Annotated in this window: 9 protein-coding genes; 3 read left to right on the top strand and 6 right to left on the bottom strand. The window is 39.6% G+C overall.

Annotated features, from left to right (window positions below):
- Positions 1-95 precede the first annotated feature (95 nt).
- Both UABAM_RS30495 and UABAM_RS30490 read left to right on the top strand, forming a co-directional pair.
- Positions 96-1,766, top strand: coding sequence for a Vps62-related protein (locus UABAM_RS30495; RefSeq protein ID WP_151971766.1), 1,671 nt, complete (start codon positions 96-98; stop codon positions 1,764-1,766).
- Positions 1,767-1,880: 114 nt separating this feature from the next.
- Complete coding sequence (locus UABAM_RS30490; protein ID WP_151971765.1) at positions 1,881-3,464, top strand: DUF2254 domain-containing protein; 1,584 nt, start codon at positions 1,881-1,883, stop codon at positions 3,462-3,464.
- A gap of 215 nt (positions 3,465-3,679) precedes the next feature.
- On the opposite strand, the gene UABAM_RS30485 is transcribed toward UABAM_RS30490, so the two are convergent.
- Complete coding sequence (locus UABAM_RS30485) at positions 3,680-5,677, bottom strand: M3 family metallopeptidase (RefSeq protein ID WP_151971764.1); 1,998 nt, start codon at positions 5,675-5,677, stop codon at positions 3,680-3,682.
- 190 nt (positions 5,678-5,867) lie between these two features.
- Here UABAM_RS30485 and UABAM_RS30480 point away from each other — a divergent pair, with 190 nt between their 5' ends.
- On the top strand, positions 5,868-6,377 hold the full coding sequence (locus UABAM_RS30480) for a protease complex subunit PrcB family protein (protein WP_173013664.1): 510 nt from the start codon (positions 5,868-5,870) through the stop codon (positions 6,375-6,377).
- 86 nt (positions 6,378-6,463) lie between these two features.
- Here the strand turns inward: UABAM_RS30480 and UABAM_RS30475 are convergent, their stop codons facing one another.
- The 5 genes from UABAM_RS30475 to UABAM_RS30455 all read right to left on the bottom strand — a co-directional run bounded on the left by UABAM_RS30475 (position 6,464) and on the right by UABAM_RS30455 (position 14,339).
- A complete protein-coding gene (locus tag UABAM_RS30475; protein WP_151971762.1) occupies positions 6,464-7,903 on the bottom strand; it encodes a S10 family peptidase in 1,440 nt (479 codons plus the stop codon).
- Positions 7,893-8,348, bottom strand: coding sequence for a hypothetical protein (locus tag UABAM_RS30470; protein ID WP_151971761.1), 456 nt, complete (start codon positions 8,346-8,348; stop codon positions 7,893-7,895). Before UABAM_RS30470 ends, UABAM_RS30475 begins: the two co-directional genes overlap by 11 nt.
- A 4-nt stretch (positions 8,349-8,352) precedes the next feature.
- Positions 8,353-8,625 carry a hypothetical protein gene (locus tag UABAM_RS30465; protein WP_151971760.1) on the bottom strand — a complete coding sequence of 91 codons (273 nt, stop codon included), beginning with the start codon at positions 8,623-8,625 and terminating at the stop codon, positions 8,353-8,355.
- A gap of 35 nt (positions 8,626-8,660) precedes the next feature.
- Positions 8,661-12,752 carry a sensor histidine kinase gene (locus UABAM_RS30460; RefSeq protein WP_151971759.1) on the bottom strand — a complete coding sequence of 1,364 codons (4,092 nt, stop codon included), beginning with the start codon at positions 12,750-12,752 and terminating at the stop codon, positions 8,661-8,663.
- A 240-nt stretch (positions 12,753-12,992) separates the two neighbouring features.
- Positions 12,993-14,339: a DUF2817 domain-containing protein gene (locus UABAM_RS30455; protein ID WP_151971758.1), complete on the bottom strand. Its 1,347-nt coding sequence runs from the start codon at positions 14,337-14,339 to the stop codon at positions 12,993-12,995.
- Positions 14,340-14,533: the final 194 nt, after the last annotated feature.

Raw genomic sequence — 14,533 nt, 5'->3', positions numbered from 1 at the left:
CTCATGGCGAAGGATAATTATCTTGTGCTGAGAGTTGTTTTCGGTTATTTTAATAACTACATCCAATATCAACAATTGTATAGGGAGAGGGAGAAATGATGAAAAATTTATGGGTGTTTTTTTTGGTACTACCTTTGTGTTTTGCACAAGATGTTTCGCAATTGAAAAGAGTACCGGGTAAGCTCATACAAATTTCTTCGGGAAAAACCGCCTGGGGAGTGAATGAAAACAATAAGGTATTTTGTTGGTACAATAGTTATTGGCAAAAAATGCCAGGTTCTTTTACACAAGTAGCCACTGGTCGAGATGGTACGGTTTGTGCTCTAGGTACAGATAATCGCGTGCACATCTGGAGGAATAAATATTACGCATGGGAGTTGTTGTCCGACGAAGAGGTCACCTTTATTGCCGTGGGTGGTAAGAAGCACATCTGGGCGATTTCTAAAAGTAACTCTGCCTTAGAGTGGGACGCGTCGCAAAATATGTGGATCGAATATCCCATCGCTGTAAATTCTATTTCTGTTGGTTCCGATGGCTTTGTGTGGGCAAGTGCTATTCAAGAAGGGTCTCTTTTTCTACAAGATGGTGCATGGCAACAAATACGTGCCGATTTCCGTGAAATTATCGTTGATGATGGACGCAATTTATGGGCGCTTGATGAGGAAAACGGTGTATTTCGTTTACAAAACGGCAGCTGGATACAAATTTTCCCTCCAGCACTAGAGTGTTTATCGGTGGCAAATGGAAAAGCATGGGGAATTAGTTCTAGCGGCGAGATATATCGCTTTCGTTCACCTGTTTTTATGGCCGAATCAGATGAATCGATTACTCCTATTGAGCAAACCCCATGGACATGGGAAGAGCTAAACGAAGTTGCCAATAGATATTTACCGTACTTGCATATGTGTACGGAAGACCCTTTTCATCCTTCTTCTGTCGCGTGGCTTTTAGATCGTGTGTCACTTGTCAAAAAACAAAATAATACCGAGACCACTGTTGCACAGCCGCCATACACAAAAGAAGAACTGGCAAAAATAACCAAAGTGCAAAAAGGCGCGCTGTACTATCCGCAAATTAATGGTACTGACGCCAAATCCGGTGATATTTCGAGCGCAAAAATATACGTCAATGCCAAAAGAATGAATTCCTTCCAAGATTACACCGATATCCAGTACTGGTTTTTCTATCCATACAATGGTAGTGGTACGCTCACTATATTTGGGGAAATCGTTCCGGTTTCACTCTTTGGTGCGCACCAAGGTGATTGGGAACACATTACCGTTCGCGTTCACAATACCACGCGAAAAGTGAAAGCGGTTTATTTTTCTCAGCATGCAGGAGGAGAATGGATTTTTGATCTAAACAAAATCACATGGCGCGATGGACGTCCTGTGGTGTTTTCCTCGAAACATGGACACGCCAGCTATCCCAAAGTGGGTCTCAATAAACAAGCGTTTTTGGACGTAGGCCTTGTAAATAAAACCAACCGTGGTCCACTTTTAGATGCCTCGGGACGCATGGAAATTATCGGGGTATGGAATGAGTTACAAGCACATGTCGTAGAACCCGAATGGTTAGATTTCCCTTACGATTGGGGAGCGCCGCGCCCGCCATACAGTAAAGAATTGCTCTACGAAAGTTTTCCACAGGTTCCGAAGTGGAGTATCGATCTGGTAGCACCGATTCTCAAAGAAGTGTGGACAAAAATTGTTTCCGGTGGACCAAGCGGACCAAAACAAAAAGGAAGCTGGTCAGGAGCAGAATAAACTCATTCACTCAAAGAGCAAAAAAGAACATAGGGCGGACATTTGTCCGCCTTTTGTGTTATATCATCATAACCAAAAACAAATAATGCACATGTATTATAAACAGGAATATTTATGTTTCGCGACCAAGAACTTTCGAAATTTTTACGTTCCACATTATGGGTTACCGTCGGCTTATTTTCTTGTGTTATGGTTTTTCACATTATTCACAGTTTTATCCACCTTGGCAAATTAACGTTTGAAACACATTTTATCTCAGAAAAACTCGATATAAATAACGTACGTAATGCTTTTTCTTCTGCCTCACGCGTGGCAACATTACTCCTTGCCATGTTAATAAGTGGTATGGCAATTGCCGTTCCTCTTGCAGCGAACAATTTTACTCCGCGTCTGATTAAGATGTTCCGCGAAGATGTGACCAATCTATGTATTTTTGCTCTGCTCCTTTGCTTCGGAACACTTACTATGTGGTTGTGTTTTGTGATTGATGAGCATTCGAATTTAAAATTCTACCTGCATGTGTGTTTTATATTGTTTATCATTTCTTTGTCGTCGATCGTTCCATATTTATCGCATCTTTTTAGCTTCCTCAATCCCAATAGTCTCATTTTTCGCTTGCGTATGAGTGCGCAGTATAAAATTATCCAAGCAATGCGTCCTGGGCATTCGCAAAAAGAGTTGACGCATCTTAAGCACCAAGTCGTCGAATATATGGATAGTTTGGCAAATATTGCCCTCAAAGCTTTAGAAAGAAACGACCGACAGAGCTTTACTGCGGCGATGAGAAATATTCAACTACTGGCGATTCATTATTGTAAATTAAAGCCGTATTTATCCCCGAAGTGGCATCATCTCGACAACATGGAAATTGGTATATTTATGGGGATTTTACCTCTGGCACGCAATGAAATTCAAAAACAGAAAGTTACATTGGAGTTACATATCTGCCAATTTTTATTAGAATTTTTTGAATGTGTGGAGGTGCGTACACGTGACGCTGCGGATTCGGTGGCGTTTACCATCTACAAAATTTCCAGTCAGTACATATACAACCAAGACCGTCACGCGATTGATATGTACAGTTCACTGTTTAACAGTGCGCTGCGTTTGGGCATTAACAATTCGAATATTCGCATGGTATACAATATTGCCTCTCATTACAGTAATTTGGCCATCGACATGATGTCAACAATGCCTGATCTTTCTCTGAAAATCACTCAAAAAATGTACTACTACAGTGACTTGGCGTATTGCCGTAAGGAATCATTGGTTTTTGTGGTCGAAGTGATGTCTTATGAAATACGCAAAACAATCGAAATGGCTGTGAATAAACTGGGGGCTGATGACAAGATGGTGGAAAAGATGATCAAAATACTTTTAGAAATTCCTTGTGAAAGTCGACAGCAACGACCTTTGGTGGGAGTTCTGAAGTCGCGTTTGGCACTCAGTTCGATTTTAGATAGATGTCCAAAATTACAGTACTACACACAAATACTATGTGAACCGCTGGAAAAAGTGGATATGCAAGTTATTGATTCTATTTACAACAGTTTACTGGAAAATAACCCGTTGTTGTATTGGGAGATTACACCGCGGCAAGTGAACCTTGATTATGTGCATGTGGAGAATCGCAATTATATCTACGATAAGATCACGGAAATTAAGCAAAAAATAGCTACTGCGGAATCGCAACCGTAAAGGTTGTATGGCAATTTTGGCAGGTGTACTGGCTATATCCCGAAAGATGGTTTGATCCGCAGAATGGACAGTAGATGACTTGCTGCATGTTTTTTTCCTTTGAAAAATAAACATTAGGAATTGCGGTGGAAATGTAGGGGCGGACCTAGTGTCCGCCCGTTCCCACAAATCCAGCTAGATGTGCGTTTGCGAGCTTGTAAAAATTCTCACTTCACCTAATTGGCAATGCCGTATTTCTTCAACAAAGCGTCTTGTTGCGGACGTCTTCCTCTAAATCTTTCATAGAGTACGAATGGGTTTTCACTTCCACCTTTTTCCAAAATATTCTGACGGAAACTTCGGCCAATTTCGCGGTTGAAGATACCTTTTTCTCTAAATAGCTCAAAAGCGTCTGCTTCCCAAACTTCTGCCCATTTGTAGGAGAAGTATCCGGCGCTATAACCACCAGCAAAGATATGATTGAATGCCGCGAGAAATAGAGTGTCTGGCAAGAGAGGAAAGAACGACATTTTGTTGTGTATTTCTTCGGAAAACTCGAAAAGTGGTTTGCCGTCGTAGTCGTAGTGTAGGTGCATATCCATTAAACCAAATTCTAACTGACGACGAATTTGTGTTGCACGATGAAAGTTGCGCGAGGCAATGAGCTTGTCGCATAAGTCATCGGGAATTTCTTCACCGGTTTCGTAATGGTGAGCGAACATCTTTAGTGCGTCCTTGTTCCATGCCCAATTTTCTAGAAATTGCGATGGAAGTTCCACCACATCCCAGGGAACACCGTTAATACCTGCTACACTATATTCATTGCACTTCGTAAAAAGAAATTGCGACATGTGTCCAAACTCGTGAAATAATGTCACAACTTCACGATGATCTAGAAGAGCGGGGGTATCTTCAGTGGCTCGTGTCGCGTTACCGCCAATGAGACCTATGGGTTTTTCGTAACCGTTTTCATTTCTTGAACGTCCCACCACATCCTGCATCCATGCTCCGCCGCGTTTATTCTTACGTGGGTGATAGTCGAGAAAGAATTCGCCTAGCATCTCTCCATCACTATGCGCGCGGAAATAACGAACTTCAGAACTCCAGCACTGGGGTGCCTCGACTTCTTTGACTTCAACTTCATATATTTTTTCGACGATTTCAAAAAGCCCCTTAAGAACGGAGTCAATAGAGAAATACGGCCGTAGATCTTCTTCACTGAAGTCGAGTTGTTGTTTGCGCAATTTTTCTAAATAGTAAGAGTAGTCCCAATGGTGCAATTCACCGCCCGTGGTTTGTTTCTTAAATTCGGAAAGTTCTGCGAATTCTTTTTTGGCGGGTTCGCTGGTTTTTTCTTCAAGGGAGTATAAAAATTCAAGTACCTCTTCGGGAGATTCCGCGGTTTTTTTGGCCAGTGACAGATGAGCATAGGTTTCAAATCCCAGTAAAGAAGCTAGTTCTTTACGTAGAGTAAGAATTTCTTTGATCAATGGTCGGTTGTCACGCCCTTCTTCTAGAGCACGTTTACTATGCGCCATGTATATTTGCTTGCGGATATTTTCGTCATCTACGTATTTGAGGATGGCGTTTACCACAGGCATCTGCAATGTACACAGATATCCTTCTTGGCCACTTTTTTGTGCTTCTTCCTTGAGGGATGCTTTGATCGATTGTGGTAGACCTGCCAGTTCGTTTTCATCTTTTACTAACAGCTGAAAACTGGCCGTGGAATCCAACACATTTTCACCAAAGGTCGATTGTAAGTTACTCAGTTCGAGAACGATTTCTTTGTAGCGTTCTTTTGCGCTATCTTGTAACGATGCTCCGTGTAGACGAAAATCGCGGGTATAATTTTCGAGCACTGTTTGTTGTTCTGTATTCAGTGAATCTTTCGAAAAGTTTTCTAGATGATTGTATATCATAGAGTTAGAACGCAAAACAGTTTCAAACTGTGTGAGCAGTTGACGTCCTTCGTTATACGCTGTACGAATTTCTGGAGAATTGGCTAGAAAGTTTAGCATCGTAACCGGAGACCACAAACGGTCGATTTTCAAACTCATGATGTCGAGCTGAGCAACGAGAGTTTCATAATTGTGGTTTTCGGTAGCGGTTATTTTTTCCATGATTTGTGTACAATCTTGAATTGTTTTTTCTACGGCAGGAACGACATGTTCTGCTTTTAACAACGAAAAATCGACACAACCATGTTCGATTAAAAGGGGGTTATTGTTCATAAATTTTCAATTCTAGGTTTTATCTAACAAAATATTTTGCTAAGTTATGTTCTATATCTGGCGTGTTTATGGCACGCTACTTTTCCCTCATGATATATTTTATTTGAAAAAGATACAACGGAAATCTGCGGTTTACAATTTATGGTAGCCCTACTACCAAATTGCAATGGTCTTACAGATGGGAGAAATTATGTTTTATTATCGTAATATATTGTTAGTTATTTTGTGTTTATGCGTCATTGGCTGCAATCCCAAGCCTGAAAATACTCCAGACAAGTCGCAAAATAATGAAAACAATACACAACAAGACAACAATACACAGGAGAAAAAAGTGGAGTTTACAACTATTTCTCAAGGTGCCAATTGTGGGCACAACGAAAAAAAAGACTATGTGATCACCAACGAAGATGAATGGAAAAAACTCTGGGCTCAAGTTCATGCCAATATGGAACCTAAGCCAGAACTACCAAAAATAGATTTTGAGAAAGAAACTGTTATTGCTGTATTCAAAGGGCAACAGTCAAGCGGCGGACATAGTATTAATGTTGCGGAAGTGATGATAAAAGGCGATGCGTGCACAACGCAAGTAAAAGAGGTAAACCCTGATCCGGGGGGAATGATGTCTATGGGATTTTGTCAGCCATATCACATCGTAAAAGTTCCAAAGATGGAAGCTAAGGTATCGTTTAAGCGTAAGTAATCCGCCGCGTTGTTGAATGAATTGGGCTGTTATCTCTTTATTTGGTAGGGATAACAGCCTTTTTTTAATGATCGATGTCAAAAGCCCTATAGTGAGCCTGTGATAAATTGCGCAATATGGTCGTAAAATTTTTGCAAAGAATTTTCATTAATGTAGTACATATGTCCTGCCTCATAAGCGTGATAGGCGATATTGGCATGACGTGAAGCATCTAAACGCATATGTGACAATGTATAATCCATGGCGAAGTATGGCGTTGCCAAATCGTAATATCCTATACCTACGTACAGTTTCATATGTGGATTAAGACTCATGGCTTTTTGTAAGGCCTGGCTCGTATCTGCATGTCCATTTTCCCATTTCCATGAAGTAACACCTGTTAAATTTTGATACGTCAGGTCGCTTTTGTATCCCAATTCCTCGGCGACGTATTGATAAAAACAGCTGTTGAAAGGTGGGATGATACTTGCAAGACTAGGGTCACCTGTTAAACTACCGACAACACTTTCGTAGGCGTTTAAACCCACGAAACGCGTATCTAAACGTCCGACAACCGTATTTTCTGGCTTCATGAGATTGTGACAAAATTCTTGAAGAGTAACACGCAGATCGACTTCACGAACTTTTTGTGGTTGTAATCCTGTGTACATGCATAGTTTGTCAACAATATTGTCGTAGTTTTCGGTCGTTAGTTCATTGCCTTCCATAAGAGCAAGTGTGTATTCGGTTTTGGCCCACTTTTCCACTTCTTGCAACACATCCTTTAAATCGCGTTTTTGTAGGTCGTCTGAAAGCTTTTTATGGTACCAAGCGGCAGCTGTGTAGGACGGAAGAATGAGTACGAACGGTAGGTCGTGTAAGCGATAATCTGGACCGATGTGTAGAGTATAAAAATTCAAAGCTCCAGAGATGAGCATGACACCATTAAACGTAATGCCTCGATGAAAAAGGTGGCCAGCAAGACCTGCAACGCGAAATGCCCCATAACTTTCCCCCGCAAGAAATAGTGGGGAAGACCAACGTTCAAATCTCGTTAAAAACAAACGGATAAATTCCCCCATTGATTCTATATCCCCATTGGGGCTAAAAAACTTCTCTTGAGTTTTTTCGTCTTTTGCCTCGCTATAACCACACCCTACGGGATCTATAAATACTAGATCTGTTTCATTTAGCCATGAGTGGCTATTGTCGACCATTTTAAACGGAAGTTGTGGAAAAAACCCTTCTGCGGTCATCTGTACTTTTTTTGGCCCTAATGCACCTAAATGAAGCCAGATGGCTGGTGAGCCTGGTCCACCATTGAATGCAAATGTTAGCGGACGTTGCTTGTCACTGGGAGTTTTTTGATAGTAGGTAAAAAATATTTGCGCATCAATTTCCTGGTCTTTGTTTTTTAAAGGTAAGCGTCCAGTTGTTGCTTGATAGCGCAATATTTGTGATCGAAAATCAATTTGTTTTTCCTGGCAGACAAGCTCTTCCTCTTGGAATTTTGGTGGCTTGTTTTCATTATCTTGTTTATCTGTCATGTCCTAAGTTACCTAATATAGAGTGTGTCACAAAGCATACAAAACCAATAAGAAGTAGTATGTATACTATTGTTTTTTTATCTGTAATTTTTAGATTTTTTTTATCGGTACTCGCGAATAAAATCGTTTCGGTATTCTCACTGTTCTGCAATATTTCTGTTGTGGAATTTAGGTGCAAAGTATTGTATGTTTTCTCAGAAATAAAGCGTGTGATATGCCGTGTTTGCTTTTTGTATTTTACCGCTACCGTATAGGTTTTATAACCTAAGAAAGAGTTACAGCTTTTTTCGACAACAGTTGCCGTTATTTTTTTGCCGTGCTCTTTGAAACGGTATAAAGTACGCGCATTGTTTTGTGTATAAAAAAACAACACAAACATCATTAAAAATGCACCAATTCCCACTATCAACAGCATTGTTTGAAAAATTTTTTTGCATTTTTGCATATTACTACCACAATAATAAGGTCATATATTCCTCAAAGTCCTGCCGCACTTTTTCGGCAATTTGTAAATACTCGTAGGGATTGCGTTCTTTGAATTCCTTTGCGATTTGCATCATGCTCTCGGCATATTGAATATCGCGTTCTATTATTTGCTGAAACAATCCGTCGCGAATCATCTGAAAACATTGGATGCGAATGCATCTTTTACAAACGTTATCAACAAAAGTTACCGGGATTATTTCGTCGCTAACACCACAATATAGGCATTGTTTTGCCATGCAACCTTCTTTCTAAGATGGAACATGCGAAGGATTTACTGATCTTCACATGACATTTGTTGTATTGGTAATTTAACAAATACTGTTGTTCCAACACCTTCTTTGCTCTCTATACTAATTTCACCATTCATGTTCTCTATAGATCTTTTTGTGATTGCCAATCCTAGACCACTGCCGTAACTCTTCGTGGAAAAGTTAGGCTCAAATAAATGTGGTTTTACATGTTCCGGAACACCACAACCGTTATCTCTCACCTCTACAACAACGTATGTCTGTGGTGAAGAGTAATTGCATATAATGTTGATATGTCCCTCGTCTTCTTTGTCCTCCATTGCATGTATTGCGTTGGTGACAAGATTGATAAATACACGTTTCACTTGATGTGGATCGACAAAGACATGAGGAATTTCATTTTCGATGTGCAGTTGAGTCGTGATATCCTTTTCTTTGTATTCTTCGAATAAATTCACACATGTGAGTAAAATATCCTCAAGGTTACATACTTCTAAATTTGGTTTGGTAAACTTGGCAAACTCTGAGAAGCTCGTCGCTGTCTTTGCCAGAGAGTCTATTGCTTCAATAATATTAGATATGCCTCTTTGTAAAATAACGGGAAATTGTCGTGCTTGATCTTCATATGCTCGCAAAATGTGTTGTGCAGACAAACGCATCGGTGTCAACGGGTTTTTGATTTCATGAGCAATTTGCCGTGACATTTCGCGCCATGCAGCGTTTTTCTCTGCTTGCACCAGCTTATGGCGACTCACTTCCAAATCTTTGGTCATGCGGTTAAAAGCAGCGATAAGTTGACCTATTTCATCGTTAGATGTTCGCGGAATTTCTACGGCTAAATCACCTGTCGAAACGCGATTGATTCCTGTGATGAGCTGTTTTAAAGGACGAACGATGTGGTTAATGAGCAAAAACGCCGCGACAATAATAATGAGGAGGCATATTACGTATATCGTGATAATATTGACTAAGATACTGGTGATTTCACTTTCCACACGGGATTTTTCATAAACCATGGGAATGGAAAGAATAAGATTTTGTACGCGTGCGTTGTCATGGAAGAAAGCGGCTTTGTAGCCCACGATAAAGCCGGTATCTTGAATATGTATAAACGTATCTCTTTTTAGCAAAATTAGATTGTAATATATCTCGCCAGGAAGTCTTTCACTCAACAACTCTGTTTGGAAAAAATCTCTCCCGTTGGAAACAAAAATTTTGTTACGCATGTACACGTTGAGAATTTGCCGGTTTTCTTTGTGCCACTGTTCGCAAAATTTTGTACCCAAATTATACGAAATGATGTTACCGTTTTCTGCGAAAGGCTGTAGTAGGTAGTCCTCTTCCTCCATCGCAGTATAAGCCCCTTCGAGGTAATTTGTCAATGTGTGACGATAATTTTCATGTACTTTTTGTACAGCATGTTCGCGGCTATAAATGGCAAGTAGCAGTACGGGAATTGCCGAGATTGTAAAAAAGCTGATGAGTAATTTGCGTTCAAAAGACAAGTTGCTAATTTTATTTTCGCGAATGATGGTGTGGGCACCATTCCACAAAAAGTTGGGTACAATGACACATAAAAGTCCCGCAAAAAATAGCTGTAAAAAGTAGAAGATCATAAAAATAGTCGATGGAACAGGGTAACCTATCAAACCTATGATTTTGCGAACTTGGTATTTAGGAAGTTTGTCATCGTTCTCATCATAATACGGCAATTGAATTTCATGAGGGAAATAAAAACAATCGTACGGGACGTTTTCAATATTTTGCGTTAGCCATACGCTGGTGTTACCTTTGCCGACATTTTCCAAAACCACCGGAGGTGGACTAAATGTTTTGGTCATGTAAGGAATACTTGTTTCGATAAGTTTTTCTTTATCAAAATAAGCACGAAGTAGTGAATCGCGTATACTTTCTTGGGAGAATCCGTATGCGAGATAATTGGTGTGCATTTGGCTAATTTTTTCATACATGGTCAAAATAGCAACATAACCAATGATCTCTTCTCCCTTAAAAATCGGCTTTCCTCCTAGAGTCAAAAGCGATTTCTTTTCTTGGGTCGAATATCCGTAGCCACTTACTCCCGCAAGAACAAACAAGCGATCGTGTGGTAAGTCTTTTTTTATCATCGCTTCATACCACTGTTCTTTCGCAACTCCAGAAGAAAAAGATGACAATTCGTAGTAAATTTCGTCGTCTCCCCAATAGAAAAAACGATTGGCATCTAATCCGAGAGGTAGTGGTTGTGGGACTTTGACATACACAGAGATGTATATGTTGCGAAAATAGCTATTGAGTATAGTATTATTGGCCCACAGCAAAAATGCCGCGTCGTCATTGAAGGATTCAAGTGACTTAATCAACTCTTTGTTAAACCACAATTGGTTGTCGAGTATTTGTTCGATAAAATCTTTACTTTTGTAGTTGGAGGCAATTTCTGCTTTTTCTTCCTGTTTACTCGAAATATTGTCGCGTATTTTCGCCTTACTTTCGTAGTACATAATCGGATAGATTGTCAGACATACAAAAAATAAAATGACCGTTCGGCGAATGGTTTGTACCTTAGGAAAATAAAAAACAAGAAGTGATATGGCCCAGCAAAAGCAGACGGCACCAGCCATGCACGACATCAATAAGTAAAAATTATTTGTCTCCGGCAACACACTATAATAGCAAACAAAAGGTAGAGGCACGAATAAATAGTATTTGTCCCATCCTTCGTATAGCCGTATGCAGTAACGGATGACTTGTGCGTTAAGGAGCACTAGGGCTAGGCCCAAAAAAATGACCGCAAGCATAAGAATAATTTGTGGCGAAGAGGGAATGATCTCATCATTGATGACAAATTTGACGCTGGAATCTTCGACAATAGAACGCGTTGCGGTGTGTAAAAAATAATAAGATAAGGTGAAGGCCAGACAAAATACACACAACATTCCTATTTTGAACGCACTAGTTTGTGTAAAACGGTTGCGGTTAATTTTTCCCACACCGTATTCTTGCAATAAGCGACATCCTAGAAATAAGAATAAATTTGTTAGTAGAAAATCTATGGGAGTACCGCTTAGTTCAAAATGATATATTTGCGAAGCAAAAATCATTGTGGATTCTGAGCAAAATTCTATGGGTAAATTCAAAAGTTCAAATAGTTCAATGGGAAAGGAAATGATAATAAAAATATAACGCGCTGCGATAAGAATACCGATAGACAGGAACAGCTTTGTTGTGTTGCGAAATGTACTACAATATATATTATATAAGAATAATATCAATAGTACAAAGCCAAAGACTCCCCATGTCGCGTTGCGTATGACACGGCCATTTTTATATATATTTTCAAGAACTGTTTCCTTGCTCTTGGAAACGAGAATCACCCACCCCATATGCTCCATGTTTAGGTTGAAAAAGGGTTGTTGTAAGCCATCCTCAAAAAAATCATTTTTTTGTGTAAAGTGAATCGCAATTTCCTGGATGTGTCTAGCCGATAGTTCTTTTTCTAAATCATTTTCTGTAAAATATTGCGTTTTAATATAGCGATGTGAAAGTAAATAGCGCGTGTTGAGGCGTGTGGATATGGCAAATGTTCCCAAGCATTTGCCGTTGTCGAAAATCGGTACAAAACAGCATAGCATGGTGTAAATTTTTTCTTGGCTATTCAATATGTAAGATGTGCGTACGCCTGACAGGGCTTCGTTGAGAACCGAAAATGGTAAGTCAATGGACCAGTTTTTCCACGCGATGAGTGGAGTATTTTTGTACGAGGCGAAAACGGCAATTCCATATGGTTCTATGACTTTACTGACATCTTTGCGGAATAGTTGCTCAAACAGAGCTGTCTTTGTCGTCTCTCTTTGACGTTGTGAGCGCGCTTTTAGGTGTTTGCGAAAACACGATTGTAACTCCGTTGTATTTATTAGATAATCTAACTTATGGCGCAATTGCTTTTCCAAAGAAAAGAAGCGCTGTTGCACATCAAATAAGCCGTCGTATAAAAAATTTTGGCGATAACTCTCCCAGTTTTTATCGACATAGGAAATACGGTAGCTATAAAAAATATAACTTAGTGTGGTTGTAATACACAGAAAAACAATTACAAGTCGCAGTTTTTTCCAACGCATAAAAATACTCACAAATGAAAGGACATCATCAATTAAAATTTTTCATGACACGCAGGTGTCTTATTAATTAATGACACACTCTATAGGCTCAAGTATGTAAATACTTTGAAATGTAGGGAACAGATCTCGTATCTGTTTCCAAAATACAGTTGATGCACGCTTGTTTTATGAACCATCGCGAAAGAAAAAAAAAGAGTAACTGTATCAACACAGTTACTCTTTTGTGAAACAAAGTATAACTTACTCTTTTGTCAATTCAATATCTAAAACAGTTGCGGCGAATTCACCTTCTTGTACTTTCACTCCGCGTACAGTTTTTGATTGGTATCCTGGAGCAGAAAATCGTAGGTCATAAGTTCCCGGTAAAAGAACGCGATAGTAATCTCCGTGAAGAGCACCACTTTTAATGGTAGAGTTTAAACCAGTTACCGACACAGAAGCGCGAAGTTTTTCACCTGTTGCTGCGTCGCGAACGGTTCCCTTAATACCTTTGTGTGTTTGTGACATATACCATAGTAAGGATTCTTTGTTATCTGCCCAATATCCCGCTAGTTTGTCGGCGTTTGGCCATTTGACATCTGAAACTTCTAATGTCAATTCTAAAGTGCCATACCAATGGTAGTTCCAGTCTTGCATACCACCGTTAATTTCGTACCAATTGTATCCATTGACAATACCTTGAGGAAAGGAGCCATTTTCGTACATTGGTTTATTGCGTGAAGAGTAGCCAAGGCTTAAATATTTGACCAACTCAATGTAAGGTGCATCGCCTGACTTGGTGTCCCAGGGATAGTTGACGACAAGAGCACCACCATGAAAGTTAATGGACAAAACAAAGTTGTGCTCTTCATTAAAACGCATCATGAGTTGTGTTTCTGTTGCACGACCGTCAGGTGTATTCTTTTTGTCATCTTCCAGATCGGGAAAATTACGGTTTAGATCTACCCAGTCGGCATTGTAACGTCTTTGTGCCTCTGTGCCATCGGGGTTCATACTTGGCATAATCCATATTTGTGTTTCGTTAATGAGGCGTGTAATATCATCGCGTTTGCCATAGTTTGTCAGAAGTTCATTGATCAAGTACATCATCATTTCTTTACCAACAACTTCATCACCATGCATACTTGAGATATACTTAAACTCTGGCTCTGCTTCGTTTTGCTCAACGTTATCAGAGATTTTGATGATCCACAATTCGCGACCTTCTACACTTTTGCCAATAGTGTGCAGTTGTGCTATATCACTATAGTCGTTCGCGAGTTTTTGTAGCTCTGCGGTTAGTGTAGCATATGTATGGTATGACGCATCACGCGTATTTTTACCGATAATAACAGGGTTAGCAACAACTTTATAACCTTTGTTTTTTAGTAAGTTTACTTGGTAAGGTGTTGCGTATACTTGCAGCTCATTATTGCGACAAGTGGCGCAATCTAGCTCTATACCTTCACCGACAATTTTTTTGATATCTTTGTTATTGTGAATGGTAACGGCATATCTTTCCTTTAGACTGTTGATATGCACATTATTATTGTCATCGGCGAAAACAAAAGCAATAACTGTAAAAAACAGTATAAGCCCTTTATACATAAATTTTGACCTCCTTTAAGGATAGTAAATTATCTTCTTTATGATAGCAAGATTTTGCCGCCAAAACCAGGTTTATTTATCTGTAAAGTGGAAAATTTGACGGTTGTATTTTGTGGCGTGGAACGTCCGTAAAATACAATCTTGCCAAGAAAGTGATTTTTACTTACAATTTATTAGCAGGTTAAAAAAACATT

The sequence above is a fragment of the Candidatus Uabimicrobium amorphum genome, assembly GCF_009002475.1.
Classification (GTDB): domain Bacteria; phylum Planctomycetota; class Uabimicrobiia; order Uabimicrobiales; family Uabimicrobiaceae; genus Uabimicrobium; species Uabimicrobium amorphum.
This window is presented reverse-complemented; position numbering and strand designations above follow the sequence as displayed.